Source organism: Mesorhizobium subarcticum (assembly GCF_055456085.1).
Window position 1 is genome coordinate 4,703,971 of record NZ_CM144237.1, and the last position, 26,485, is coordinate 4,730,455.

General features: G+C 60.5%; 26 protein-coding genes. 13 read left to right on the forward strand and 13 right to left on the reverse strand.

All coding sequences use genetic code 11. From position 1 onward, the window contains the following. Positions 1–223: 223 nt before the first annotated feature. Positions 224–769 carry a GrpB family protein gene (locus ACZYHG_RS22785; protein ID WP_464610483.1) on the reverse strand — a complete coding sequence of 182 codons (546 nt, stop codon included), beginning with the start codon at positions 767–769 and terminating at the stop codon, positions 224–226. On the opposite strand from ACZYHG_RS22785, the gene ACZYHG_RS22790 reads away from it, so the two are divergent. Continuing rightward, the gene (locus tag ACZYHG_RS22790) at positions 701–1,060 is read left to right on the forward strand and encodes a hypothetical protein (RefSeq protein ID WP_464614867.1); all 360 of its coding nucleotides are present in this window, start codon (positions 701–703) and stop codon (positions 1,058–1,060) included. The two genes, ACZYHG_RS22785 and ACZYHG_RS22790, sit on opposite strands and share 69 nt — an antisense overlap. 16 nt (positions 1,061–1,076) lie before the next feature. On the opposite strand, the gene ACZYHG_RS22795 is transcribed toward ACZYHG_RS22790, so the two are convergent. After that, positions 1,077–1,595 carry an SRPBCC family protein gene (locus ACZYHG_RS22795; protein WP_464610484.1) on the reverse strand — a complete coding sequence of 173 codons (519 nt, stop codon included), beginning with the start codon at positions 1,593–1,595 and terminating at the stop codon, positions 1,077–1,079. After that, positions 1,592–1,936: an ArsR/SmtB family transcription factor gene (locus tag ACZYHG_RS22800; RefSeq protein ID WP_464610485.1), complete on the reverse strand. Its 345-nt coding sequence runs from the start codon at positions 1,934–1,936 to the stop codon at positions 1,592–1,594. The genes ACZYHG_RS22795 and ACZYHG_RS22800 overlap by 4 nt, the downstream gene beginning before the upstream one ends. Before the next feature lie 291 nt (positions 1,937–2,227). Between ACZYHG_RS22800 and ACZYHG_RS22805 the strand changes: the two genes are divergently transcribed. The 5 genes from ACZYHG_RS22805 (at position 2,228) to ACZYHG_RS22825 (ending at position 6,211) form a co-directional block, all read left to right on the forward strand. Next, positions 2,228–3,004 (forward strand): VOC family protein, encoded by a 777-nt coding sequence (locus ACZYHG_RS22805; RefSeq protein ID WP_464610486.1) that lies wholly within the window; start codon positions 2,228–2,230, stop codon positions 3,002–3,004. 28 nt (positions 3,005–3,032) lie between these two features. Further along, the gene (locus ACZYHG_RS22810) at positions 3,033–3,395 is read left to right on the forward strand and encodes a YciI family protein (protein ID WP_464610487.1); all 363 of its coding nucleotides are present in this window, start codon (positions 3,033–3,035) and stop codon (positions 3,393–3,395) included. Next, a complete protein-coding gene (locus ACZYHG_RS22815; protein ID WP_464610488.1) occupies positions 3,392–4,705 on the forward strand; it encodes an RNA polymerase sigma factor in 1,314 nt (437 codons plus the stop codon). Before ACZYHG_RS22810 ends, ACZYHG_RS22815 begins: the two co-directional genes overlap by 4 nt. Before the next feature lie 511 nt (positions 4,706–5,216). After that, positions 5,217–5,624 (forward strand): hypothetical protein, encoded by a 408-nt coding sequence (locus tag ACZYHG_RS22820; RefSeq protein ID WP_464610489.1) that lies wholly within the window; start codon positions 5,217–5,219, stop codon positions 5,622–5,624. Between the two features lie 122 nt (positions 5,625–5,746). Then, positions 5,747–6,211: a GyrI-like domain-containing protein gene (locus ACZYHG_RS22825; RefSeq protein ID WP_464610490.1), complete on the forward strand. Its 465-nt coding sequence runs from the start codon at positions 5,747–5,749 to the stop codon at positions 6,209–6,211. A gap of 155 nt (positions 6,212–6,366) precedes the next feature. On the opposite strand, the gene ACZYHG_RS22830 is transcribed toward ACZYHG_RS22825, so the two are convergent. Genes ACZYHG_RS22830 through ACZYHG_RS22850 form a run of 5 tightly spaced genes read right to left on the reverse strand, consistent with a single transcriptional unit; the run spans position 6,367 to position 9,362 of the window. Then, positions 6,367–6,897 (reverse strand): hypothetical protein, encoded by a 531-nt coding sequence (locus ACZYHG_RS22830; RefSeq protein WP_464610491.1) that lies wholly within the window; start codon positions 6,895–6,897, stop codon positions 6,367–6,369. Then, on the reverse strand, positions 6,894–7,394 hold the full coding sequence (locus ACZYHG_RS22835; protein ID WP_464610492.1) for a lysozyme inhibitor LprI family protein: 501 nt from the start codon (positions 7,392–7,394) through the stop codon (positions 6,894–6,896). Before ACZYHG_RS22835 ends, ACZYHG_RS22830 begins: the two co-directional genes overlap by 4 nt. 50 nt (positions 7,395–7,444) lie before the next feature. Further along, entirely contained in the window at positions 7,445–7,948 is a 504-nt protein-coding gene (locus ACZYHG_RS22840) for a lysozyme inhibitor LprI family protein (protein WP_464610493.1), read from the reverse strand. A gap of 9 nt (positions 7,949–7,957) precedes the next feature. After that, a complete protein-coding gene (locus ACZYHG_RS22845) occupies positions 7,958–8,950 on the reverse strand; it encodes a serine hydrolase domain-containing protein (protein WP_464610494.1) in 993 nt (330 codons plus the stop codon). Continuing rightward, positions 8,895–9,362, reverse strand: a complete 468-nt coding sequence (locus tag ACZYHG_RS22850; RefSeq protein WP_464610495.1) for a serine hydrolase domain-containing protein — start codon at positions 9,360–9,362, stop codon at positions 8,895–8,897. Before ACZYHG_RS22850 ends, ACZYHG_RS22845 begins: the two co-directional genes overlap by 56 nt. Before the next feature lie 171 nt (positions 9,363–9,533). Here ACZYHG_RS22850 and ACZYHG_RS22855 point away from each other — a divergent pair, with 171 nt between their 5' ends. From ACZYHG_RS22855 to ACZYHG_RS22885, 7 genes are all read left to right on the forward strand, one after another. Next, on the forward strand, positions 9,534–10,247 hold the full coding sequence (locus ACZYHG_RS22855; RefSeq protein WP_464610496.1) for a TetR/AcrR family transcriptional regulator: 714 nt from the start codon (positions 9,534–9,536) through the stop codon (positions 10,245–10,247). A gap of 65 nt (positions 10,248–10,312) precedes the next feature. Further along, positions 10,313–11,473 (forward strand): hypothetical protein, encoded by a 1,161-nt coding sequence (locus ACZYHG_RS22860; protein WP_464610497.1) that lies wholly within the window; start codon positions 10,313–10,315, stop codon positions 11,471–11,473. Continuing rightward, complete coding sequence (locus tag ACZYHG_RS22865) at positions 11,466–12,230, forward strand: ATP-binding cassette domain-containing protein (protein ID WP_464610498.1); 765 nt, start codon at positions 11,466–11,468, stop codon at positions 12,228–12,230. The genes ACZYHG_RS22860 and ACZYHG_RS22865 overlap by 8 nt, the downstream gene beginning before the upstream one ends. A gap of 338 nt (positions 12,231–12,568) precedes the next feature. Then, positions 12,569–13,885 carry an aspartate--tRNA(Asn) ligase gene (gene aspS, locus ACZYHG_RS22870; RefSeq protein ID WP_464610499.1) on the forward strand — a complete coding sequence of 439 codons (1,317 nt, stop codon included), beginning with the start codon at positions 12,569–12,571 and terminating at the stop codon, positions 13,883–13,885. Positions 13,886–15,030: 1,145 nt separating this feature from the next. After that, on the forward strand, positions 15,031–15,930 hold the full coding sequence (locus ACZYHG_RS22875) for a hypothetical protein (RefSeq protein WP_464610500.1): 900 nt from the start codon (positions 15,031–15,033) through the stop codon (positions 15,928–15,930). Between the two features lie 23 nt (positions 15,931–15,953). Beyond that, positions 15,954–17,399, forward strand: a complete 1,446-nt coding sequence (locus ACZYHG_RS22880; protein ID WP_464610501.1) for a GMC oxidoreductase — start codon at positions 15,954–15,956, stop codon at positions 17,397–17,399. 3 nt (positions 17,400–17,402) lie between these two features. Continuing rightward, complete coding sequence (locus tag ACZYHG_RS22885; RefSeq protein WP_464610502.1) at positions 17,403–17,909, forward strand: hypothetical protein; 507 nt, start codon at positions 17,403–17,405, stop codon at positions 17,907–17,909. Between the two features lie 246 nt (positions 17,910–18,155). On the opposite strand, the gene ACZYHG_RS22890 is transcribed toward ACZYHG_RS22885, so the two are convergent. From ACZYHG_RS22890 to ACZYHG_RS22910, 5 genes are all read right to left on the reverse strand, one after another. Next, positions 18,156–20,558: a S8 family serine peptidase gene (locus ACZYHG_RS22890; RefSeq protein WP_464610503.1), complete on the reverse strand. Its 2,403-nt coding sequence runs from the start codon at positions 20,556–20,558 to the stop codon at positions 18,156–18,158. Then, the gene (locus tag ACZYHG_RS22895) at positions 20,555–23,407 is read right to left on the reverse strand and encodes an amidohydrolase family protein (RefSeq protein WP_464610504.1); all 2,853 of its coding nucleotides are present in this window, start codon (positions 23,405–23,407) and stop codon (positions 20,555–20,557) included. The genes ACZYHG_RS22890 and ACZYHG_RS22895 overlap by 4 nt, the downstream gene beginning before the upstream one ends. Continuing rightward, positions 23,404–24,636 (reverse strand): hypothetical protein, encoded by a 1,233-nt coding sequence (locus ACZYHG_RS22900; protein ID WP_464610505.1) that lies wholly within the window; start codon positions 24,634–24,636, stop codon positions 23,404–23,406. The genes ACZYHG_RS22895 and ACZYHG_RS22900 overlap by 4 nt, the downstream gene beginning before the upstream one ends. Positions 24,637–24,660: 24 nt before the next feature. Beyond that, positions 24,661–25,512, reverse strand: coding sequence for a uracil-DNA glycosylase family protein (locus ACZYHG_RS22905; RefSeq protein WP_464610506.1), 852 nt, complete (start codon positions 25,510–25,512; stop codon positions 24,661–24,663). A gap of 213 nt (positions 25,513–25,725) precedes the next feature. After that, entirely contained in the window at positions 25,726–26,274 is a 549-nt protein-coding gene (locus ACZYHG_RS22910) for a DUF4365 domain-containing protein (RefSeq protein WP_464610507.1), read from the reverse strand. Positions 26,275–26,485 lie beyond the last annotated feature (211 nt).

The window sequence follows — 26,485 nt, forward strand, 5'->3', positions numbered from 1 at the left end:
AGATCTAGCGTCAGAAGCTGACGCCCATTGAGGACGCGGTGGAGGACATCATCATAGCGTCGGCAGCACCACTGTGTTCATCATCTTGCCGAGCCACGGGCTAAGCTACCGCTCTATCGATAGTCAGGGACTGACACCGCTTGCCAAGCCTGTCCCGTACCTTTGGTTGCCAGTCGATCGGTTCTCCCGGCACCTGTTCTCAGCTCTTTGATGGATACTGGTGTCAATCGCTGTCCTTGGCCTCGCTCCATGAGCGGGCGCGTTGAGCGAGTTCGGCCAGCCATTTCGACTTGGCATCCGAGTAAGCAATCAGGCGCCGATGTCCTCGCGCCACGAAATCGCGCTTTAACTGGGCATAGGTAGCTGCTTCGTCTGGATTGAGCCGAAGATAGTCACGCACGTTGATATTATCGCGCCAAAGATCGCCGCTATGGATCACAAGATGGACACTAACTGGGAAGCCAATGCGGAAACGGAGGTATCGGCGACCGGCCACACCAGCCTCCCCAAGATCCTGCCACCCAGCGTCGCTCAGACGCCGCGCCGTATACTCCGTCTCGTCGGGACCGACCATTCCTGCCATCAGATCGATGATCGGCTTCGCGACGAGGCCAGCGATGGCCGTGCTGCCGATGTGCTCGATGCGTTCTTCCGGCACTCCCGTCACCACTGAGACTAAGGTCCTAAGGTCCCGCGCCATATGTGGCCATTCCGGATCCGGTGCGGCGAGTCGAACGTCTTCATCAAGAAGTGGAGTATTGGCTTCCATCGCCGCTTCTTCAACGGTCAGGGAGCAACGTTCCTGCGGCGAAAGCGGGAGCGCCAGACGGCGTCTTCGGCCAACAATGCGAGCTGGCCACGGCGGTTGAACGGGCATGCAGCGTCAAGCAATTGGCTCAGCGAAGTTTTTGCCAGGCAAGCCATTGGTTCCTCCTCGGACTATAACAGCGCCAATCTGATGCCATTTTGTGATTTTGCCCACGGGACGATCTTCGACAAATGGATATTGCGCGATCGATGCGGGCTGATGATTGAGAAAGCCTGCTGCGGCTTGGCGTAGACCGAGGCCCATATCTTTATGCGAGCCCTGCCAGTTGCCGGGCGGCAATCAGTCGGTCCAGCTTGCGCATCTGGCTCTCGTGGCCAGCACGGGCGCGCTCCGTCCAGATGTCGTCGTGCATGGCGTCGAACCTGATGTCGATCGTCACCCCCTGCGCGGTAGCATTGAAGTCGACGACCGTGGCAACTTCGTACGGCACTACACCGGGAATGAAATCGGCGATTGTCGAATAGGCCAAGCGATGGGGCGGCGACACCGCAGTGTATCTCACGGTGCACTCGGTCGTTTGAGGCATTCCCGCTCGCTTCATGAACTCGACTTGTTGCGGTGCCGTGGCGGTCATGGTGTAGACCAGTTCGCCCCCCGGCCTCAGATCGAGAGATGTGACAGCCACGTCGAAGCCTTCTGGCCCCCACCACGCTTCGATTCCGGCTACGGTTGTCCAAAGTGCCCAGACGTCGTCCAAGGTGGCGGTGGCATAGCTGCGTTCGATCATGAAATGGGCACGGGCCGATGAGGGTACGCGGGTTGTCATGGCAATTCCTTGGGATCGGCGTTCGTTGCGCGGCGTCGTTTCAGCTCGGCGCCCAGTCGATCGAGACGGGCTTCCCACTGGCTTCGGTAGCCAGCCACCCACGCCTCAAGCTGGTCGAAAGCTTCCTTCCGCAGAGAGTAGAGACGCCTCTGTCCATCCGGGCGCATCGTAACGATGCCTGCCTCCGACAAGATCCTTAAGTGCCTTGAGACGCCGGACTGCTGAATCTGCATCCGCTCGACGATGTCGCCAACAGCGCATTCGCCGGTCTTCATGACCTCGACCATCCGGAGCCGGGCAGGGTCGGCGAGAGCGGAGAATAGGCGTATTTGCTCTTCCATGTATATACACCTATTCAAATGCAGGGCTGAGTGTCAAGTTGGCCGCGGAACCGTCACCGATGCTAATAACCGACCTCACCCCTGTCTGACGCCGCCAGGCGTAGGGCAGTGGAGTGACATCTCAGCCGCATGTTTTCTCGCCCAAGGTCTCCGGGCACTTTCCATGGTGAAGACCTTTACGGTAGCCTCTAGCGACAGAAGACGCACTAATTTCAGGAATATTTCGTTTGGCATGTCGTAAACCGCGGAGCTGGAACGTCCTTGGTCTCAGGAACAGGAGAACCGAGCGACATGGCCGCAGAAGGCACTTTTATCTGGTATGAACTGCTCACGCCCGACGTCGAGGCAGCGACGGCTTTCTATTGTAGCGTGGTCGGCTTCTCAGCCGAGAAGATGCTGGTCGAGGGCATTGCCTACAAGATTCTGAGTTCGGGCGGCCGCCCGACCGCCGCAGTTCTGGATGTGTCGGCGGTTGATGGGGTTAGCCAGCCCCTTTCGGGATGGATCGGCTATGTCGCGGTGAATGACGTCGATGAGACCGCCGCAAGGATGACCGAGCTCGGCGTGGTCGTGCGCCAAGCTCCATGCGACGTTGCGGGCATCGGTCGGTTTGCTATTGTCGACGATCCGCAAGGTGCGCCGATTGGGCTGTTCGCGCCACGGCCCGGTGACGCAGAACGGGTTCAAGCCGATCCGGCAGCCGCCGGCCATGTCGCTTGGCATGAACTCTACACGAGTGACCCGCACGCGGCTCTTTCATTTTATGATGACGCCCTCAAATGGAAGGGCGGCCAGACTTTCGATATGGGTCCGGCTGGACCATACCTCGTGTTTTCGTCCGGCGGCTGGCCAACTGGTGGAATCATGCGAAGACCACAAGGTATGCTTGGTCCCTTGTGGAGCCCCTTCTTCCATGTCGGCGACATCGATGCGGCCTCGCGGCGCGTCCTTGCCGAGGGTGGCAAGGTGTTTGATGGCCCGCGCGAGGTGCCAGACGGCGGCTTCACTTTGAAGTGTCTTGATAATCAAGGCGCCGTGTTTGCGCTGGTCGGACAGAAAACATCTTGAGTTCGCCGCAGACATCGGAGTTCGCTCGATGAAATACGCCATCCTCTGTTTCACTCCCGAAGAGCTCAGCGGTGCAAGCTGGACGCCCGGCCAGGACCGGCAGGTCATCGACCGCCTCGAACTCGTGTGCGAGGCGTTCGAAGGACGGGTGACCCAAGCCGCTCGGCTACAGCCGGTGACCTCCGCAGTGTCGGTGCGCAACAACCGGACCGACACTCCGGTCTTCGACGGCCCGTTCATTGAGTCGAAGGAACATTTGATAGGGTTTTACTTCGTCGAGTGCGCGTCGCTGGACGTGGCAGTAGATTTTGCGAAGAGCCTGCTGGCCGCCAATCCATGGGGCAGTGGATACGAGATCAGGCCGATCCGTTCGGTGCGGCACGAAGAATGAGCGCAAGTTCGGATGTCACGCTGATCGGGCAGCTGCTGGTATGCGTCCGCCCGAAAGTAATGGCCGGACTGATGCGCTACTTTCGGGATCTCGACCTCGCTGAAGAGGCTTTCCAGAACAGCTGTCTGCGGGCTCTGCAAAGCTGGCCACTGAAGGGCCGACCGCGCGATGCTGCGGCATGGCTGATACTTGTTGGCCGCAATGCCGCAATCGAGGATGTCCGCCGCCGCCAACGCACCGAACCGCTTCCGTCGGTCGACAGGCTGTTGAAGGAGATAGACGATGGCGAAGCACTTGCCGCCGAACGTCTGGACGGATCGCATTATCGCGACGACATACTGCGCCTGCTGTTCATGTGCTGCCAGCCCGGTCTTCCATTGACGCAGCAGATTGCGCTTGCGATTCGTGTTGTCTGCGGCATGAGCCCGCTGCAGATCGCAAATGCTTTTCTTGTCAACGAACGCGCAATGCAGCAGCGCATCACACGCGCCAAGACCGCTGTCGCAAATTCAGGCCTTCCCTTCGAGCCGCCGAGCTTGGCCGAGCGGGAAGAGCGGCTGACCAGCGTGCTTGGGATCATCTATCTGACCTTCAACCAAGGATACACTGCGGGCCCCAATCACGCCGGGCATTCGCCGCTCTGTACCGAGGCCATCAGGCTTGCGCGCCTTCTGCTCGGTCTGTTTCCTTCCGAGCCTGAAGTGATGGGGCTTGCAGCACTCCTACTGATCCATCAGTCCAGATGGGTCAGCCGATTCGACGAGAGTGGCTGTCTCGTATCCATGGACCAGCAAGACCGCGAGCTTTGGGATCAAGAACTCATTGCTGAGGGGGTGGCGCTGATTGACAAGGCCATGCGCCACCGCTCGACCGGTCCCTACCAAATTCAGGCTGCACTTGCCGCCGTTCATGTCCAGGCCACTGCCGGAAAAACGGACTGGGTGCAGATTGAACGCCTCTATGGCGCGCTCGAAAGATTACAGCCATCTCCAGTGATCGCACTTAACCGGGCGGTCGCCGTCTCGGAGATATCCGGACCTCAGGTGGCGCTTGATCTGATCGACCCATTGGCGCATGCGCTCTCCGGCTATTTCAACTATTTCGGCGTGAGGGGATCGCTACTTTTGAAGCTCGGACGAGCTGAAGAAGCCTGCACCGCTTTCGACAGGGCAATCGCGCTTTCCAGGACGGCTGCTGAGGCCGTATATATCCGATCACAAATTGATCATGCTTCCGGCTCGCTGCCGGCAAAGCCTGTCCACCGGACACCAGCTCTGAATCGCACTGATCCTGCCCAACGAGACTCGTAACCGGGCGACGCTTACTCTTGATCGGTGCCTCGAACACGCACATCAGCGCCGGCCGCGATTTTCTATTTTTGTCGAAGAACAAACGACATGGGAAGCCGCTTGGTGTCGAGTCGCCTGTTTGACCCCCTGCCATTCCGCTTATGACGCGGTTATCCGACAGGGGGCCAGCAAAGGTTGACTTCCATACATATACACATCTATGTATATGTATGGATCTAAAAATATCTTGACTTTGGACCTCCGCCCACCTGGCCTTCTCCAAGGAGTGGATGGGACAAATTCGGTGCTACGCGGTGTTGGAGATTCGGAATGGAAGAATGGTCGAGACCAGTGTGGTTCGAAATCAGCGTCACGTCACCAACTGAAATCTTTTTATGAAAATGGGCCGACCTTACCACCTTCCATCGTGTGGAGAGATCGTTACGCGATTCGCTCTGGCCTGCCGGTTGAGGGCCAACCTGATCCGGAAATTCGACACGCATTCTATTGTTGAGGTCGAGGAGTTATGATCTTGAGACCACTACTGGTGAGCGCAGGCGCGGTGATCACCGGCTTCGCCGTCACTGCGATAGCCTCCACAGCCGCTGACGCGGTTATGCACGGCTTGGGTATATTTCCGGCTTCGCCACAAGACATGACCGGTTCGCTGTTCGCTTTGGCGGCAGCCTATCGGGCCGTCTTCACTGTTGCAGGAGGATACGCCACCGCACGCCTCGCTCCAGACCGCCCGATGCGCCACGCGATGATCCTGGCGGCAATCGGCCTGGTCGCGGGGCTGGCCGGCGTCGTCGCTTACTACGCAATCGGCGATGGGAAACTAGGTCCTGCCTGGTATGCGATCTCGATCCCTGTCGAGGCAATTCCTTGCGTCCTGTTCGGTGCCAAACTTGCAAATCCGCGCCGAGCGGCTGTGACCTGATTTCCAGGTCAGACGCGAGGTGGATGCGGGCTTGAGGGAAGGCCGTCGGATCTTCAAAAGCCGCGGCTCTTTAGCCGACAACCGACTTGTAAACTTGTTCCAACCTCAACCGGAGAACCCACATGATCGAAGAACCGAAAACAATTGAGGCCGCCGCTCAAATGGTTGCCATGATCCACATCGAAACGCCTCGCTCGAAAATGCAGCACGTCATGGGACCGGGCATTGGTGAGGCAATGGCCGCGGTGAAAGCGCAAGGCGTTGGCCCAGCCGGGCCGTGGTTTGCGCATCACCTGAAGATGACGCCGGAGGCTTTCGATTTCGACATCTGCGTGCCGGTGTCGGCGCCCGTTACGGCTGTCGGCCGCGTGAAGTTTTGGCAGCGGCCTGTGCTCAAGATGGTACGAACAGTCTATCACGGCCCCTATGAGGGACTAGGCGACGCGTGGAATGAGTTCGACGCGTGGATAAAAGCAAATGGATTGAAGACTACGGGCGATCTGTACGAGTGCTATGTCGTCGGCCCGGAATCCACACCCGATCCGGTCAATTGGCGTACCGAACTGAGCCGGCCGATAAGCGACTAGGAGTGCTGGCGCAGGTTGCACGGGCGCGTGCGCGGATTCGGCAGAGCTGAGAGGGCCTTGTTCGACTGTCGTAAGCAGCAGTGGCAAGCTTGCCGGTGATCGACCGAACCCGTTCGCGCTACGCAAACCGTCCGGCGACGGCGCGGCTCCTCAGTTCAGTTCGTTTCGGTGTGCAAGTTCCGCCCAGCGCAACGCCAGACAACGACGCCTGCGGCGATCGCGGCCAGGTGGGGAACGAAGAAGGTGAGTATCCCGGCGAAGCCGAATGTGAGGATGAAAATGGCTTCCAGCGAGCTGACCACATCGCCGGGATTCTTCATGTTGATGGCGTCCAGGATGAAGTCATTCGAGGCGATGCTCGCTCCGTTCGACAACGGCCCTTGGAGGTTTTCCAAGATTGCGGCGGCCTCCCAGGCCAGCACGATGGCCACGACGAGGCAGAGCAGGCCCGTAAGACCAGCAAGAATGCAGGTCCAGGATGATCGGGTCCGCAGCCAATCACCGAATAGCAGTGCGGCCAGCACGGAAGACAAGGTTGCGATGGCCAGCCAATCCCTTGCTATTTCGAAGCCCGAGTTGAACCGGAAGGCGTCGGTCATGATGAGGGTGGACGCAAGGGTGGCGAGAACCTGCGCCGCCAGCATGATGCCCGTCGAGTGCAGACGCAGACGTTGGCGGCCCGTCATTCGCCGTAATACCGCAGTTCGCGGATCCTCTGCCTGATCCCGTCGATTTCAAGTGCTTGGAGATCAGGGCCGACCATCGACCCACGAGTTGTAGACCAAGGGCTTCGATCCGCCGCGCGCTTGGCATCCCTGTAGATGACCCAAGCCCTCTGGCTGGAGCGAATTGCATCGGCGGACGACTTGTCCACGCTGCCAAGCGCCGCATGGTAAGTTTCGTTCAGCAGCTTGTCGTAGGCAGCGTAGGCCTTGATGGAGCAAGCCTCCATCCCGGCGGTGGTCTGACCTTCTGGCGCGGCCAAGCAGGTCGCTGCAGCGTCCTCGATTTGCTTCTCGGTCGTTTCTGCTGGCAGCTTCGGCAGCTTCGAAGACTGGGCTCCCGCCATATGCGTCTCCACGAAAAGCGAGGCCAGGCAGACCACGACAAAGGGCCAACGCTTCTGGGCAGAAGATGATACGCGCATCGTGTTTTCCTTACTGGCAAAGGAGTAGATAGTCATGGGCATGGTCGCGGCTGCGTCCTACGACCTTTGCCGTCATCGTCGTCGCCTCACTTGTCCACATAGAGGCGATGCAGTTCGTCGCGGCGCTCACGGCAGATCGTAATGGCATTGACCATCGCTTCGATCTGGCGCGTCGCCGGGTCCTTTTCGCGCCAAGGCCCGTGTGCGGCCTCGACTTCAAGTTTCCACCACGCGTTGAAGGCGTCCTGCGACGTCTCCAGCAAGCTCTGCGACCTGGCATCCAAGCCGGCCATCGCCGCAGCGTACTCTCGGTCGAGTTCCGCATTGGATGAGAGCACCAACCTGTCGAGGCAGTCCTCGATCTGGTGGACGTCCATCTGCTCCGGCTTGATGCAGGCTTCGACGTCGGGAGGCTCGCTGCTCGAGACGGCGGCTGCCTGCTCTGGCAGTATGGCTGCGACCATAAGGCAAAATGCAGTAATCAGGGCTTTCATTGGAACTCCTTTGATTGGTAGCGCAAGTCCGGATTCAAGGAAAAGCGCGATCATCCCGACCGACGGCCGTCCGCCTGTCTGATAGCGGGTCTCCAAATGTTGGTCTCAATCACCAACCCGGCTAGAATGAAGCGTCGGGGCACGCTTGAAAAATCTACCGGCGAGATCGGCGCCTATGATCGCCCCACGGCCGTCGCGGGTGAAAAAACCGCGCTGCCCGCGCAAGCCGCCGCTTGTAACAATGAAGTCGTCCGCATTGCCAGGGAGCAGTCCAAGCCCGGCCCGCGGAACGTTCGGCGGCAATTCCCCATTCGCTGCCGCGCGGACCTCCGGCCTGATCCCGCACTCAATCGTCAGCCCGACGCCGTCGCTAGCGATGTCGAGCCTCATCATCTCGTTTTCGTAGCTGCCGGTGATTTCGGCGGCTCGCGCTTCGTCGTACGGCACCGGATCCGGATCCCGGTCGACCACGCCGAGGTAATGATCGAGCGCCCAGCGCACGACGGCCTGGTTGAATGCGAGGCCGCTGTCCGGGCCGGCGTTGGACAGAGTGACGACGGCGAACTTGCCTTCGGGTACGATCAGCAGGTTGGCGAACTGGCCGTTTGCCGAACCGCCATGGCCAACCGTGCGGACCCCACCCACGTCGCGCAGGAACCAGCAAATGCCGAAGGCGTCGCCCAGAGAACTGCCGCGCAGGGCGACCGTGGGCTCCTTCATCCTATGCAGCGCTTGCGCCGGCAGAATTCGCTCTCCGCCTTCGCCGCGTCCGTCGCCGAGATGGAATCGTGCCCAGCGGATCTGGTCCGTCACGGAGGAAGCCAGCCCGGCGCCCGGATTGTCGCTGCGCCAATGCCTCCAAGGCTTCGCGACGTGAAGCTTCCCGTCGTCGCCGACATTGTGCCCGACGGCGAACCGCCGCGTCATGACGTCGTCGCGCGCGAACAAGCTGTGCGAAAGCCCCAGCGGCCCGAAGAGAAGCGAGGCCATTGCGTTTTCGTAGGTCAGACCTGTGACTTTCTCGACGATCCGCCCAGCCAAGTCATACCCGGCCTGGCTGTACGAGGCTCGGCTGCCGGGCGGCGCAATCAGCTTCATCGCCGCCAGAACTCGCCACCTCGCGCGCAAGGGCGTCGTCGCCCTCGCCAGTGTCGATGTTGATCCTCCAGTCCAGTCCCGCTGTGTGGTTCAGGAGGTTGAGCACCGTGACGGCATTGGCGGCAGTTTTGTCGGGGAGCATGAGCTCGGGTATGTAAAGGCGCACCGGCGCATCGAGATCGACGCGGCCTTGCGCAGCCAAGCGCATGATCGCCGTGGCCGTGTAGGTTTTGGTGACCGAACCTAGTATGTAAAGGGTCTGTTCGTCGACGGGCAGGGGGTTTTCGATACTGGTTATTCCATGGCACGCGTAACTCTCCCGCCCCTCCCCCCAGACACCTACGGCCACGCCGGGTACGCCAAACGTTACCGCCGTTGCCGCGACAAAATCGGACAGCACGTCGCAATGCATTCCATACTCCTTCCCACGTTGCTTCACGCCATTTCCAGCCAGTGGCCGTGGGTCCTGTTGATGCGGATCCCGTAGGGACGGCGTAGTGCCATCTGGTGCACTTGCACAGCGTTCAAGTAGCATCCTATAAGCCACTTGCACAGTGTGCAAGTGCTGCGCTAACTTGTCGGCATGGTCCGCGACACACTGACACGAGATCAGATCATAGAGGCTGCAGTCGAGCTGCTGGACAGCGAGGGGCTCGAAGGGCTGAGCATGCGCGTGCTCGGCAAACGGCTAGAATTTGCGGCGACCGCATTCTACTGGCACGTAGGAAGCAAGGATAACCTTCTCGCACTTGCCGCGGACGTTGCTTGGAAGGAGATCGCACTGCCCGATCTTTCCGGGGTGGGTTGGCGCAAAGCCGCCGCCACTATGGCCGCCGAGTTGCATAGCATGCTCCTGCGTCACCCATGGCTGGTTCAGGCCTTCGGCTCCTACATGGTGTACGGCCCCGGCAAGGCCCGACACGACGACCACAGCCTCGCCATCTACGAGAAGGCGGGGCTCGCCGGCGCAAAGGCCGACCAGGCCGCAGCGAGCGTCTTCATCTTCGTGCTAGGCAACGCGCTCTGCCACGCGGCGTCGGCTTCGCTAACCAGGAAGCTCAGCCAGAACGGTGGCAACGCTCAGGAGACTATGCGAGCCGCAAGAGCGAAAGCCCGCGACATCGCGACCGGGTTCCCGCGGTTGCGGGTGCGCCTCGAAACCGCTGCGGCCGGCTATGCCGCGGCGCCGGACAACAGCTTTGAGTTCGGCCTCAAGGCCTTGCTTGACGGCATCGAGGCCCAGCTCGAAATGCCGGGCATGCCATCCGGTGTCTCGGAAGTCCTCATGGCCGAGTAAACCGCAACCGCCCCAGTGGCGGCGCAATCGTCGTCAAGCTAAGTCGAAACCTGGAAGATGCAACAATGCCGCACGACAGACTTGCCCTGACCCTGCTTTGGCGCGAGCTCTTGGCTGGCTTGCGCTCGATGCGCCGCCGCGACCTTGCCTGGATCGGGCTTGGTGGCGGCGCTCTGCTTGCCTATGCCATCGCAGACATCGTTGTCGCGTTGCAGGCGGGGGCGGCCATGCTGCGGCAGGCGCAGGCGCTGTGGACCTTTGGCTTGCCGGTGACACTTCTTGGCCTTGGAGGTTTCGCTGGCAGCGCGATCGCGAGACTTTGCCTGTCGCGTGCCTTCGCGCCTTTCTTGAAGGCATTGCCGCTGTCGCTTCGGGACCGCCGGCGCATGGCGGCGGTGGCGGCATGTGCGCTGGGCGTTCCCATAGCCTTCATGGTCGCAGCGTCAGTGGGCCTTGGCTGTTTCGTCATCGCAAAGCCACTCGCACCAGCCTGGGGTCTTGGCGCCGCGATCCTGTTCGGCGCCGGCTTCAGTGTGACAGCCGTGCTGTATCTGCGTAACGCTCGCGACCTCGTCCGCGTCGAACATTCCGATCTGGCGATGGATTCAAGAGGGCGCCGACCCTTGCTCGGCGCCTTCGATCGTTCAACGCCGGCCTGGCTCTCCAGCTGGGCCTGGGGCCAACCCGCCGGCCGCATAGTGCTTTCATGGCGGCTGATGGGGGCAGCCATCCTGCTCGGTTTCGCGGCGGTCGTTGCCGTCTCCATCAGCCTCGTTCATCATAGTGCCGTGCCGGCGGCCATGGCCGGCCTGACCGGCGGCCTCCTCGTCTTCATGCTGAGCGCGCGCTTCCATCCGCTCGGCTCGCCGGTACTGCGCACGGCTCCAATCGGTTTCGTCAGGGCATGGCTGCGCCTGGCGCGGCTGCCCCTGCAATTGTCGCTCGCCTTCTTTCTCATGCCGGCAGGTGCTGCCCTGGCGGCGGAGCCATCGGCCTGGGCGATGCCGCTCGCCAGTGGCTTCTGGCTGCTGGCGCTGAACGGCGCCTATGCGGTGTTCGCCGCCTATTTCATGACGGCGCCGTTCGTCGCCGCGCTGAGCTTCCTCAGTGCCATCGCCTACACCAGCTACGAATCGCTCGAATATGGGCGCACGGTGCTGATCGGTTTTGCCGCCCTTGTCCTGTTCCTGTGGCACCGGGCGCAACGGAGATATCGCCATGGATAGCAGCGCCGATCCTGCCGAGATACTCAGGGTTCGCGGGCTCAGAGCCGGCTATGGGGGCCGCGCCGTCGTCAGCGGCATCGAACTATCGCTCGCCCGGGGCGACATCCTTGGCCTGCTCGGCGCCAACGGTTCGGGCAAGTCCACCGTGCTCAGGGCGATCACCGGCCAGATCCGGCCGCTCGGGGGGACCGTGGCGATCGACGGCGCCGACCTTGCCGGTTCACCGGAACGCGCCAAGTCCGGCTTCGGCCTCGCCATGGATCCATCGGATCTGCCGGCGGCTTTGACCGGGCGGCAATATCTTGAGCTCGTCGCCTCGATCCGTGGCTGCGCCGAAGACGATTGGCCTGGTGCCGATGTCACCGAACGGCTCGGGCTCAAGCGCTGGATCGAGCGGCCGATCGCCGAGTATTCCCTCGGCACGCGGGCCAAGATCGCCATTGCCGCAGCTCTGCTCGGTGCGCCACCGCTGCTGATCCTCGACGAGAGCCTGAACGGACTCGATCCGCTAGCCGCCTTCGAGGTGAAGCGCATCATCCTGGCTCTGGTTTCGAGTGGCCGCCATGCCGTCATCATCTCCACCCATGTCGTGGAATCGGTGCCCGGTCTGTGCAACCGCGCCATTCTACTGGCCGATGGCCGCGTGGCGCGCGACTGGCATGCCCGACAATTGACCGAGGCCGGTCAGTTGCCTGGCGCATTCGAGGCCGAAGTCATGCGGGCGCTTAGGGACAGCACTGCAGCAGCAGTCGAGTAATGTATGAAGCGCTGGCTCGCCCAAGCCGTTGGGATGAACAAGACAATGTGAATGGTTTGGCGATATTGCGGAAACAGCCATTCATAATGAAAGGCAGAGTATGCGACTCATCGATCTGGTATTCAACGTTGTGCGATTTGTGGTTTACATTCACCCGCAGATGCAACAAAATTGTTCCATGAGCACGTCGTCGTACACTGTCAATAATAACGGCCCCTTCGGGGTCGTGGATGGCTTGTGCACGTTCTAACGTAGCTCAGATCACCACAGCCCTGCCGGTTTCGGAAGGGCTGCAGGTTTTGGCTTCTCCGTTTCGGCTTTTGTTCCCGGAGAAAGTCATGTCCCATACCCCACCCATAATGCGTTCCTATATCTGCGATTTGCCCCTGCACATTGGGCAGCGCATAAAGCTCCAGGGTTTCGCGGAAACCATTCGCGATCAGAAGCGCATGCGCTTCATCATCCTGCGCGATTCAACCGGAAAGGTTCAACTCACGCAGAGCAAGGAAAATGTTGCCCTGAATGCAGCGCTCGATGTGCTGACACCCGAAAGCTCCTTGATCGTCACCGGCACGGTTACCACCGCCCCAGGTGTTAAGCTCTGCGGCCTGGAAGTGATCCTCGATAGCGTCGAAATCTGCGGATTGGCCGATGCCCATCTACCGATCGCCCGCGATTCCGGCCTCGAAAAATGGATAGATCACCGGCAGGTAAGCCTGCGTTACCCCGAGCAGCAGCTGATCTTTGCTGTTCAGACGACGCTGGAAGAGGCCATGCGCGCGTTCTGGAAGCAGCACGGCTTCCGCGAAATCCACTCGCCCAAGCTTATGGGCACGTTCAGCGAGTCCGGATCGGAAGTCTTCCCCGTCAAGTATTTCGACACCACGGCCTTTCTCGCGCAGTCGCCCCAATTTTACAAGCAGATGGCGATTGCAGGCGGGATGGAAAAGGTCTTCGAAATCGGCCCGGTCTTTCGTGCCGAGCCCTCGTTCACCTCGCGGCACGAAACCGAATTCACTTCGATCGACATGGAGATCGGCTGGATCGATGACCATCATGACCTGATGGATTTCGAGGAGCGCTGGTTGTCCCATGCCATCCGCACGGTGGCGGAGGTTCATGGCGCGCAGATCGAGGCACTTTTGGGCATTAGAATTACCCTGCCAACGCTACCGTTTCCCAAGATCACCTTCACTGACGCCCGAGAGATCATTGCAAAGGTCGGTCATGTCGCGGCGCGGCACGATGATCTTGATGCGGATGCCGAGCGTATTCTTTCCCAACACATGGCAGGTGAAACGGGGCACGAGTTTCTGTTCATCACCGATTATCCGGCCAGCAACCGAGCCTTCTATCATATGCGCCAGAAGGATCGGCCCGATCTCACCAAGGGCTTTGATCTTCTCTGGCGTGGCCTTGAGATCACCACCGGCGCGCAACGCGAGCATCGCTATGACCGCCTCATGGCACAGGCTCAGGGACGAGGCCTGAACCTTGATAACCTATCCGATTATCTCGAGTTCTTTCGGTTCGGTTGCCCACCGCATGGTGGAATGGGTGTGGGCCTCGGCCGCATCTTGATGCGCCTCCTGAACATTCCCAGCATCAGAGAAGTCACCCTGATCAGTCGCACGCCTAGACGCCTTCGGCCGTAATGACAGCGCATGTGCGCGAGGCGATGTGCCAAGCCGGCACATCGCCCTCGGCTGTGATCCTACTCGTCGGTAATTGCAGCGGGCGAGACGGCCCAAAACCAGTCGGTCAGTTGTACAGTTGAGGATCGCCTGGGGTTACTGGAAGCTTTCGATCTTTCTGTCCCTTGAGCCTCCAGCCGAATTGCATGCGCTAATAAAGGAAAATGGCGTGTCTAGATCTGCAGTGTTGCGACTTTGATCGAAGCCCTTATGTCGGCGTTCAAGTCGGAAGAGCGCTACATCGCGAGACCCACTATCGACGAGGCGTACTTCTTCTATCGAAGGCCCGCCGCTGAATTCAAAACTTTCCAATCTGGAGGCAGAGTGTAGTCATTGCCCCCCGAAGGCAGAGGCCACCGGTTCGAATCCTGTCGGGTGCGCCATTTTAAACATAAATATCAGATAGTTAGTCGAAGATGTTTTGGCAAGTGTTTTCGCTCTTTGTGCGCGGAAGCACTACGGAAGCACAAGAAATCGTACCAATTTCGCCGTAAACCTTCTTGTGGAAAAAATGCTGTCGAAGTCTGCTCGATGATGCCGCGGTGGCCGAAGGTCGGTTGTGTGCGTCAAGTTCAGACCTGAGGAGAGGGCGTTGCTGGCCATCTGCGCCTATCTGGCAGTTGGTGAAGGCGATCGCCTGGCTTAAGGCCCGATATCTCCTAGAGACCTTCCAGTGTATCTGCAAACGCGTCTGCGTTCGACGATGTCGAAGAATTAGTGCCGAACACTACTAGGCCGCTTGCCGCCCTTTGGGCCTTGGTGCTGTGGATGTCCGGAGGAGCTTTTCTGGGAATCGGTCATCCTGAACGCCGACTCCGAGTTTATCATGCTTGGCTACGGCGCAGCGCATGCGAACATCCAGAGAGAATCTGGACTTAATTGGCCATAGAAATGCTGCGCCCTTCTTAGTATACTACATAGCAGAGGGGAGTTTGTTGCGTTGATTCTTGATCCGCAACTTGCGTCAAAGAGGGGGTCTATCTTCAGATGTTGGCGACCATGTCGGTTGCGCCGCACACCGAGATGGTTTGTGGAATGCAGCGTGCGTCGGTTGGAGTATATTTCATAGGAGTTCCGACTTTATAGAGGACTATGAGAGGTTAAAAATGAAGATCTTCAAGATTGGCCAAGACATAGGGCGCGATAAGGTCACCATAACACCTTTGGGGGATATTAACACGGACGATATGTCAACTGCGTGGACCGCAATCCATTTCGACGGTCAACCTTATATCCTTCAATATACGTCAACGTCTGGCGTCATCGCGCTTCTGACCGTTGACGGCATCGGCGCGACCCACCATCTCGAGATCGAAAGGTCGGCGGACATCATCACCAGCTTTGCGCTCGCCGACCGGACCTATCTCATCAGCTACACGAAGGATTTGGGCGCTTTCCAGGTGCGCGAGCTTCGAAACGGCCTTAGCCTGGGCAAGGCGCTCGGTTTTCGGCGCACGCATGAACCCGGCATCACTGCCGCCTTCACAACGGTTGGCGTGTTCGATGAAGGCAACCGGGCGGCGTTTATGGGATATGACCATGAATCGGGGCGAGTAGCGATCTTCGATATATCCGCTACGGCGCGTGGTGTCGACGGCGGCCCACCGATCTTAATTCAGCCGACCTGGTCGCACATGTGGGCGACCGGATGGACCCGTTTTGCATTCTTCGCCCTTGGGGACGAGACGTTTTTCCTCAAGACCAACGATCTTTGGCGTAACGTCAACATTGATCACATCAACGGTAGCCACGCTCTAGGGACGAACGAAGTAGCGACGCGCATGACGCTCGTTGACGCCTATGACATCACCCGCGTGGCTCCGCTCTCGCTTGGCCAAGGCGATCCCTATTTCGTCGCCTACAGGCCGGACGGACACACGGTCGTCTACCGCATCCACGCCGATTGCAAGGACTGGACGAAGGTTGCTGAATTCGCCGGGCCCGCGAACGCCAAGGCACTGCAGTGCTTCAGCAAGGATGGTGAGGGCCACATCATCCTGATCTGAGTTCGCATTGGAGGAGGGGCGTTATGGCAGAACATATATCCAATTTGCTCACCACCGGCCTGGGAGACCTGGCTCATGAGACCGCCACTGAGCCCTTTGACGCGATCGTGATCGGAGGCGGTAGTGCTGGGATCAGTGCGGCGCGACGCCTCTGCGAGGGTGGCAAACGCGTCGTGATCCTCGAAGCGGGACCCCTCGCTCTGCTCAGCCATGTCCAGTCGACCGATCTGCGCTTTGATCGGCAACTTGTACGCAATCTTCAGAATGCGCTCCAATATTCACCCGCTGGCCCCGACGGCACCACCTTCGGTGCGTTGATTGGTTGTGTCGGCGGGCGAGGAATGTTCTGGAACGGCGCGGCACCGCGCTTCGCGCCTCGAGATTTCGTGGGTTGGCCCTTTGAAATCGACGAGCTCGGCGACCACTATGCCTGGGCGGAGCGCGAATATAGCGTTAATCGTACCTACGCCGATGGTCCGCTCGCGCAGATGATCTGCCGCAGGCTTCGCGCGGCGGCGATCGACGCCGAGCCAGGCCCTTATGCGGTCGACTGTCGTCCATCTCGCGACGGCTTTCTGGCTGGGATGGTCGGGAATGCTCTGGCACCACTGCTGCGAAGTGGCCTGCTAACCGCGCCCGAGCAGTTGCTGAAACTCGGCGTGCGCGCCTTTGTCCGCCAGATAGTGTCGGTCGCTGGCGTCGCCACAGGCGTCGAGGCTGTCGATCTCGATAGCGGGGATACGCACATTCTCCATGCACGCTCGGTCGTTCTTGCGGCTGGCGGTTTTGAATCGGTGCGCCTTGTCCAAGTCTCGGCCATTCCCGACGCCGCCGGGTTGGTTGGTCGCAACATCTCCGACCACCTTTTCTGTCGAGCCTATTTCCCGTTGCCTGCAACCTACTACAATCAAACTGCACCGGAGATCGCGATCGTCTGGTCGCCAGCGACTGACGGCAGGGCCTACCAACTTGAGTTGCATCTGCCCAACGACAATATGTTCATCGCTCGGGACGGTATGCGCTGGGCGCCTGACAAATCGATCGACTATGCCGCCATGGTACGCAGCTTCGGCGCCGTCGTGCCCCGACCCGAAAATCGCGTAACGCCGTTGGAGGGTGACAGGCCGGGCGCGTTTCAGGTCACGCTCACCCTTTCGGATGCAGATTTCGCGCTTCGGGAGCAGATGATCGCCGCGATTACAGCGGCCGGCGCCGCCATGGGCGCTGACCTGGCCGAGGTCCAGACGATGCCGATGGGCGCCAGCCACCACGAGGCTGGAGGCCTTCCCATGGGCGACGATCCGGCGAGGTCCGTCGCCGATCGTTGGGGCAGGATGCACGCGATGCGCAACCTTGTCGTGGCGGATGCCGCCGCCTGGCCCAGCGTTTCGCCCACCAATCCCCACCTGACAATAATCGCGTGCGCCCGCCGTGCCGCAAGCCGGCTTCTTGCCGATCTGGAGAGTTGAGTCATGCAGAACCTGCCGATACCCTGCGAAGCGATCCGCGTCTTTTGCGGCTACGCCAAGGCTGATCTCGATCATGCCGCCTTCTTCAAGGGGGTAGGAGAGACCTTCATGCCTGGCACCCCCTATATGTTGCAGCCACTCGGGCTTGCGGCGTATCTACCTGCTGTGCTCGCCGCAGCGCCGACCGGCATCCCCGACGAGTTCGCCCTCATCTGCTACCCGTCGGTCGACGTGTGGGACCGCTGCATGCACGACACCTTGCGCGGACGGGTCTACAACCAGACCCACGGGGGGTCTACGCTTCGACCTCCGGCGCCGTGTTTCCAAAACCGCTGGCACAGATCACCGACGGTGCCGCGGGACCATTCTATCTCTTCGATAAGGCAATCGACTGGCAGCAGGGTCAAACCCATGTCGCGATTGCTGCACGCGGGGTCTCCTATAGCGATGGTCCAGGTTTCCGAACGGCGCTTCACGGATGGATGCGCATCAACGCGAGACAGTTCATAGAAAGAGGGTTCGACCAAGTCATCGTTACCACGACAGACACCTGCTGCATTCTCTGGTTTCACAGCGAAGCAGACGAGCAACCCCCTACGCTCGATAGCCTGGGTGAAATCGTTGTTGCGCCGGTCGTGATCGCAAATCAGCGGGTGGTCTGCCGGGACGAGCCGCCGCCGGTGACTTCTCGACGGAGATCGTGCGTTCAACTTCATATTTGTGAGAGACGAGCGTTACTTCCTAGTGTGAGAAGGATCATTCTATCCAGTCGCTGATATGGCCCGTCACCGCCAGTGCGAAGCCTTGGGGATGGAGGAAGGTGTTGAAGGCCTTGACCATAACCACCCATTCGCCCGTGGCCGGTTCAGGCAAGAGGATCTTCTCCACATTGTTGAGCCGGTCGGTCTTCTGCCCCGGCATCCGCGCCAGCATATTATTGCCTGCATAGGCCTTACCGTCGGGACCGATCAACGCGAGGTCCAGATCGTGCTGGAGCCAGCGACCCGGTGGATCTGTCCAGCACAGCGTGACCGCCAATGGCGTGTCCGAGGCAAATACCGAGAAGGTGCCGCGCCAGTTCACCGCCGGTCCACCGCCAACCGTCTCCATGCGAACCGCGGAAGTATCGGTATCGGCTATGTCAGTGATATTGAGACGGAAACCCGCATCTTCGGCGAGCGGAAATGCGAGCGAAAGATCTAGGCGCCCAAATCCCTGATGGGAGTTCGGCTGACCAATTGTGGGGCCTTCCTGCTGTGCTCCCGCAAGCCAGCGTGCACCGTTGATCAGGATCGCCTTCAACAGCGCGGCCGACGGTCTGTGATCCCTTTTCTCTCGCAGATATTGCCGTACCAATGCCGCCGCGCCACTGACCACGGGGGCGGCCATGCTCGTGCCGGTCAGGTACATGTAGTGGCCATTATTGCCCCACGGCTTGATCGGCGCGCCACGATCTGCGCTGCGGGCAGCCGCGACGCCGACGCCTACCGCGACAAGGTCGGGCTTGATCCGATTGTCATCCGAGGGACCGCGGCTCGAATTGGCCGCAACGATATTGTCGTCCCCAGTCAGAGGAAGCGTCGCCATCGGCGGGCTGCCAGGCGGGTTGCTGCCGTCATATTGAGCCCAGTCGAGCGCTGCGTACGGCCCATCTTTACGCGGCGAGCAACAGGCGCCCACGGTCAAGCAGTTTTTGGCGCTGGCGGGCGCGCCGAGGCTGGAGAGTCCGATCGGATTTCCTGGCTCGGTAATATCCTGCACGCCCCAATTGCCTGCGGCGACGACGATCAGAAAATCCGGGTGCGACGCCACGAACGTGTCGAGGTCGTCGGAATTGAGCACATAGTGGCTTTTGACCTGCGAGCCCCAGGACAGGTTTTGAATGCGCGCACCGCTATCATAGGCACCCGCATAGAGGGTGGAGATTTCGAGCGGCATCGCGGTGAGCCCCGCACCAAGGCGCTGCACGACGAGCCGCGCCTTGGGTGCCACGCCAGCAAGCGTGCCGTTGCTCGCGCTACCGTCGCCGGCAATGATCGATGAGACATGCGTGCCGTGGCCTTGGGGATCGCGATCGGGTGGGAGAATGGTTGGCCCTATCAGGTCGACGCGGTCGGCAAAATCCGGATGCTCCAGATCGATGCCGGTGTCCGCGACCGCCACCAACTCGCCGTCGCCTGTCCAAACACCTGTAGATGCCTGCGGACCACCACCGCACAGGGTCCGGCGCGCATAGTCGAGCAGCGTCTCTGGATGGATATATGGCTCGACAATTGCGGTCTGTGTAAGCTTGGATACCGTTTTCTGAACGATCTCGGCCTGCTCGGGCCGCGCCCAGAAACGGATCCGCTGGGATCCCTTCTCGACATGCGATACGTTGGGAACCGCCGCGATCGCGCTTGCGCAGGCATCGATCTGATCGAGCGCATGGCATCGCACGTCGAACGCTATCAAGGGTGTCGCATCTGCCGCTTCCGCTGGCTCCTGCGTGGGTTCGATTGTTTCGAATGTGCCATCCGAAGCGCCTGTCGGGCCTGAAGGGTCCTCCGCTCCATCTTCATTGATCGAGAATTGCGTCGAAGGCTTTGAGCCCAAGGTCTTTGGGAAGCCGCTTCGGGTCGGTGCAACGGGAACATGTTCGGTCAGCGGTATGGAGGGCGTTTCGCGGGCAAGGCCGACGAGATCGGGCGAGCTCAAAGTCGCCGACTGACCGAACCAGCGAACGTCGCGGACCTGGGCGATCACCTGGAGATCAGCGAGATTGCCCACATAACCGGCGATGTAGGTCGAACTGCCGACGCGCTCACGAAGCTTCGCACCGGCGTCCAGAAGTCGATGGACGAGGTTGGGACCGAGCGGGGCAGAAAGATCCAACACGACGCTGTCCGAGGCTCCGCTCGCCGTATCGGCGGATGTGTCGTTCAGAGCACGCGCCGCGAACGAATCTCCGGCAGTTGCGCCTGGGATCCCGGCGGCCGCGCGAGCCGGTTCAAGATCATACAGGAACCCGCCTGCTTCGAGTTCCGTTTGCCCCTGTTCGTCGACGAGACCGGTCAGGTAGTCGCCATTGGCTTCGGAATTGCCTCCCAGAAGGATGCGCCGAACCGCGTCCTTCTGGGATTCGCTCAGACAAAGGACTGATACGTGCCGCGTGCTCATGGGTGGTAAAACCCTTTCAGGCCTCCATCATGTTTCAGGAAGTCAGGCAGATGAGGGATTGAGTTGATCATCGCCCAGAAGCCCGGATCATCAATGACCGTCAGCGGATCGAGCGGAACCGATTGGGGCAGGACAGCATCAGCAAGTGTCGAAAATTCCCCGTTCTCGGAAGCGATGTCGTCTTCCAGTTCGTTCAACTCCAGCTCTATCTCGATCTGTGGCCCATCGTCGAGCGGCGCAAAGGCCGCCGCCGCACGTGCCTGGGGTAGATCCGCGAAGGCTGCCGCCAGCGCCCGTCCCGCGTCCGCCAGACTGAGATTGTTTAGCGGCGAAGACGGATGGTGCAGATTAAGCGCCTTGTCCTGTCCGCTGACCGTGATGCCTTCGAGAACGGCAGCACTGCCCATGGTCGCGGCCTCCACGAGGGCTCGGTTCCCATAGCGAGCATGGCCCGCAACGCAGACGAGCATCACATCCGCTTCAGTAGCCTTCAGCACGCTCTCGAAGGGATCGCCGCGGTCAGTGACCACGGTCACATCGGCATATTTTCCGATTTCGAGGGATCCTAGAAGCGCGTCCCATCCTGCGACGCGCATCGCCCCGATCGTCACCGCGCGCGTCAGGACATCGGCCGACATCGCCGCCCCGCCCGCCTTGGCGGTGAGATAGGCGATCTTCATCTCGCAAAGGATGTTGCGGCTTCCCGAAGGCGTCCAGTCGCTGCCGAGCGAGAAGCGTATGGCCGTTGATTGCAGCAATTTGGGATCGATCGACCGGCCATAGAGCAGCGAATTGCTGAACGGCGACCAGACCACACTCGCGCCCGCGGCCTTGAACGCGGCCATGTCCTGGTCGGTCAAACCAAGGCTGTGGATGCCAACCACATTGTTCTTGAGCAGGTTGTTCTGGACAAGCATGCCGAATTGCTTCTCGGCCGCCGCATCGGTGCCCTCGGCAAGGTGAAAGAACATCCGCGCCCCGGTTGCCAGTGCGGTCCTGAAATCCTCGATCTCGGTCGATTTGAGGTCCGTGATCTTGTGCCGGATCGGGGTAAGCGCCGGATCGTCCGGCTGCTCGAAGTTGCGGATGGACCCGTGAAACAGCGGCTTGCCGCCATATTTGGTGGTCATGCCTTGCCCGGCGGTCACGCCACCCATCAGGAGCTTGGCGCTGACGTAGCGGATGAGTGCCTTGAGCAGGTCCTGTCGCTTGGCGACGACATCCATCACCATGCCGACCTTCGATTTATAATCGGCATCGCGCAGCCACTGCGCGCGGTTCGTCCGTGGCTGTCGAGGCCACCACAGGCTAAGCGCGTTGTAGGCGAGGTGGTTATGGAGATCAGCCAGCCCGGGTACGATCACGCCGCCGGTCTCGATCGCGGCCACGTCCTGGAATCCGGCGGGAGGCGGGTCACCTTGCCGTGCGACTGAGACAATCTTGCCTTTGGCCAGGTAAAGTGCACCGTCGAGGATCGGCGCTTCGCCGTCCCGCATGGTGGCGATCTTGCCGTGAAGCCGCAGGCGGGGCGACGATGGGCCGGCATCATCCAGAACGGCGAACTCCGCCGACAGTTCGCCCTGCACCGGGACGCTGCTCGCGGGCGGGCGCATGAAGTCTTCCAGCAGACGCAGATGCGCCGCGCGTTCCTTCATCGGATCAATCGGCGTCAGCCCGCCATCAAGCGCGACGACCCGCTCACCGTCGAGTGGCCGCAATTCGTCCCGATAATCGCACGCGCCAATCGAATAGAGCGCGTTTTCGCAAAACAGGCATCCACCGCGCGTTCGCTGAAGCCGGCCCGTCGCGGGATTGAGCGCCAGGCGCCCATCCTGCACCTCGGCCGACAAATGACCGATGATCTGGTCGCGTGCAGCGGCAAAATCGTCGGGATTGGAGGATGCATGGGGCGAGAAGATCACGCGGGCGTCGATGGCGCTGCCGTCCTTAGCCGTCCCAAGCTTGATGCGATGTTCGCGCTTGAGCAAGGCATCGAGAGACTCGCCCACGACCGGATTGCCCTTGGTGAAATGCTGCCCGAGCCGCGCAATGAACGCATTGGCGGTGGTCTGGCTGAACACGATGACGACCGCCGGCAGGCTTTGGAGAAGCTGGCGTGGGAAGTGCAAGCGCTTGTTGAAGCATTCATCGACGATTCCGGCCGCACGCTCGGGTCCCATCAGGGGCATGGTCTCTTCGCCAGGGCGATTGCGCACGGTCCAGCGCGCGCTGCCGCAGGCCACCATATTGGCGTAGGCGAGATCCTCGCCTACCGTGAGGCGATGCTCGGCCCATCCTTCGCGTTCGGCAAGCCCGTCGAGCAGTGTCTGATATTGCTCGTACATCAGCACCGGCATGCGCTCGAGCGACATCTGGCTGCCCTTGGGCAGAAGTGGCTGGCCGTCATCGGGGCCGTCGTCCCGGCCTGCTCGGAGCTGATTGTAGGTGTCGAGGGGGATTCTCAGCTTGTCCGTCGCCCGCCACCGAAAATAGTGGGCATATTGCAGGTAATCTTCGAAATAGGGATGGATGGCATTGCGATCCCGGGGGCCCCATCCCGGCAGGTTCGGGTTGATCCCAACAGCCAGGATCGGTGCCTTTCGACATCCCGAAAGGATCTCGGGGACCACGGCCCGCTTCCCGGCATAGACGCTGGGCTGCTCGATACCGGGTGCCGGTGGTGGTCCCGCAGCCGCGTAATCATAGCTGTGCAGCACGCCCCACTCGGCGAAATGAGCGCATGGGTGCGGTTTTGGTGCGCCATCATAGCTACGGCGCATGGCTTGACATGGCATGACGTCGAGCGCGAGTTCGACCTCGACCGGCAGCATCTGGACAGCGTTTGTCATGCGACCATGGCCCATACTGCGATAGCGCTGTTGACGCTCGTCCAATAGCCGTAGGTCTCATAATACCAGACTGCCCAATGGGCCTGCATATCGAGGCCGCGACGCATCTGTGGTGGCACTCCGGGAGAATTACGATCGGGCAGCGCGCCGTTGATCTGAGGATCCGAGGCATTGCGGATCACCAGCCAGTTGGGAACGTCCTCGCCAGCCTTCTTCATCTCGTCAATCAGCATGCCGAGAACCGCGTCGCCCATCTCGACAGCAGCGCCCTGTTGCTCAAGGCCGTTCGTAGAGGTGCCGAACTCGAACGAGTTCGTGGTCAGGATCGGGTGGAATTCCGGTATGTCGCGGCCGTCGATCTTGAGATCGGGTCTGTTCACAAATCCCGGAAGCGGACCGCCAGCCGGCCATTTGTAGCCCGTATGCGGCGGTGCGAATGGTGGTTCGCGGAGCTTGTCGGCATTTACCGCCAAGAGCGCCTTGGCATCGTCCAGTCGGCTGTCGGGAATCGTGAAGCTCTCGCAGCGATAGCTGCTGTTGGCGAAGGCCTCTTTGCGGAACTCGTCGTTCAGCCTGAACTTGGCACCGCGCGTGATCACGACGTCGCCCAGTTGATGGGGCGAGCAGATCATGGCGCCGAGCTTGGTCGTGGCCGCCGGCGGGAATACCGCGCCGGCAGTGCCGACGGTGATCACCAGCTTGGGCTTAACCTCACCGATCATCTGCCTGAAGAAGTCCTTGACCGGAAGCGTCGCTGTGCCCTCGCCGGTGGCGATGCCATCCTGGTTCAGATGGAGTTCGGACTTAACGCAGATGAGCTTCTTGCCAGCGATCTGCGTGGCGCACCAGGACCCGAGCCGATTGACCTTCATTGAGGGCGCCCCGGCCCGGATATGCGGCTTGAAGTTCGCCTGGAAATTGCGCTGGTACGGCGCCCAGTTGCGCGAGGTGACGCCGGGTGTCAGGACGTCGGCCAGAGCCTGATGCTCTGCGACCGTCCAGGTTACGACCAGGACATCACCGGTCGGCAGGGGATTGTCTGGATGGACATCGTCGGGCCAGGGAATGACGGTGGGTTTTGTCCCCGCCGGGAAGTTCAGGCCCAGCCCGCCATCCGCCATCGGTTCGTCGTCGGCTGCGACGATCTCGCGCCCTGTCGGCTCATCGTCCTCGCTGCCATATTCGATGATGTAGCGAGCAAGTGCCTTGCGATCGAGTTCCCCCACCATACCGTGCTCCTTTGTTGCCGTTGTTTACCAGTCGATCTTGACACCCCCCATCGCAGCGAGGGTGTCATTCGCCTTCGCAAGCGGATTGTCAGCAAAATATTGCGAGGAATTGGGGTGCGCGTGGCGAACAACTGCCACTCCATCCTGCCAGGTACCCGCCGCCTCGGCTGCCTGTCTGGTCCCGCTGGCATCGAACAAATTCTGCGCAAACGACCCCAGCAATAGATAGACGACGGTTTCGTTGGCTCGCTCCGCAAGACCGTTCAGCAATCTCACCATCAGGGGGCGCCACAGCCCGATATGTGCCTTCTGCTCAGGCGAGCCACCGGACTGGAACCGCGTCAACGTCCATCCAGCATTGACGAACAGGACGCCGCTTGCCTGCAACCTGTCAAAATAGGTCGCAAGTGGCTCGAGGACGATCGTACCCTGGACGATTTCACTTTTGATCGTCGTCCATTCTCCGGCACTTTGCATCAATTCCGGGCGTCCAAGCCGTAGAGCCAGCGCCGACTGCAAGAGATGCTGAAGGCTGATCGCCACATTGTCTGCCCAACTCTGAAGTGCGCCATCCTCGAACGCGCGTCCTGTCGCTCGATCCGCCCTTGGATAGGGATCCTGACCGATTATGACGACCCGCACCGCTTCAGGCGCTATCCTGTCGAAAGCCCGAAACACATGGGACCCGGCAGGGGCGCCCAGGATCGGATGCGCCTTGCGGCCCGGAATCACGGGATGCGCTGTGTCAAAGGTCAGGGCGTCGGGGACGGCGATGAAATCGGGCTCAACACCTGCGAAGAAGGCGGTCCAGCCTGCCGAGAGATCGGCGCGCCAATCTGCGAGGAACACCTCCATGGTCGCGCGCAGAGCGTCCATACCTATTCTCCGCCCCCTCGGGATAGGTGTCGGATAAGCGCTGACTCTCCACTTCGAGCAGATCGCCCGCCTACCGACAGAGCTGCCCCCGTCAGCCCACAGTCCGCTTGCTGCTCCGACTATAGGGCCAAGTTATACTTACTTGGCCCCTCCGTAAATTGGGTAAATTTCATCACATTACGGTACAGATATTCTTGAGCCGAAAGAACAGCTTCATACGCTGTCGAGAGGCTGATGGACTGGCTCATTTCTCCGTATTATCCTCGGGTTCGCCAGACAACTTGAGTACAAACGACGGATATGCTCGCGGAACCACCCGCTAATTGATTGTTTTTGTTTAAAAGACGGGGGCCCTCCGTGCCTGCCTCGGTTCGCGCGTGGCACATCGATTCGCCAACCCTTTGGAGTAGGTTTCGCGGCCTTGAGATTGGCCCATTGCCAGATGGTCGCTCCGTCGTCGGGATTATGGAGGACAAGGATGGCTGACAGCGCATGTTGGTCCCAATAGCGGATATGATCGTCGTCGACATAGAACGCGACGGTATCCCTCCCGCCGCGGAAGTAAGAGACGCCAGATTTCACCTGCACGGCAAACAACTGGCCGGTCGGCCGCCCGTCATGGCGTACAGCCTCGATGTGCGCATCGATCCCATAGTCGGCGACCGGCTGCTTGCGCCAGATCCAGCCCATCTTCGCCGCTACGATATGCTCGACGGCGCTAATGCCAATTCGCTCCTGAGGAGTATACCGTCGCGTGATCATGCTGCTTCTCAAGCCGGGCTTGCGGGCGGGCACAGGTAGGAGCGGCCCGAAACGAGCTCTACGATCTCGACGCCGGGTGCGCGCGCCATCCACACCGGCTTGCACAAAGTCATGAACGTGTCGGCGTTAGTGACGAACATGAAGCGGTGATAGGCGCCCGACGACGCCAGCCGCGCAAGGTCCTTGATGATCGTCGTTCGCTGCTGCGCGC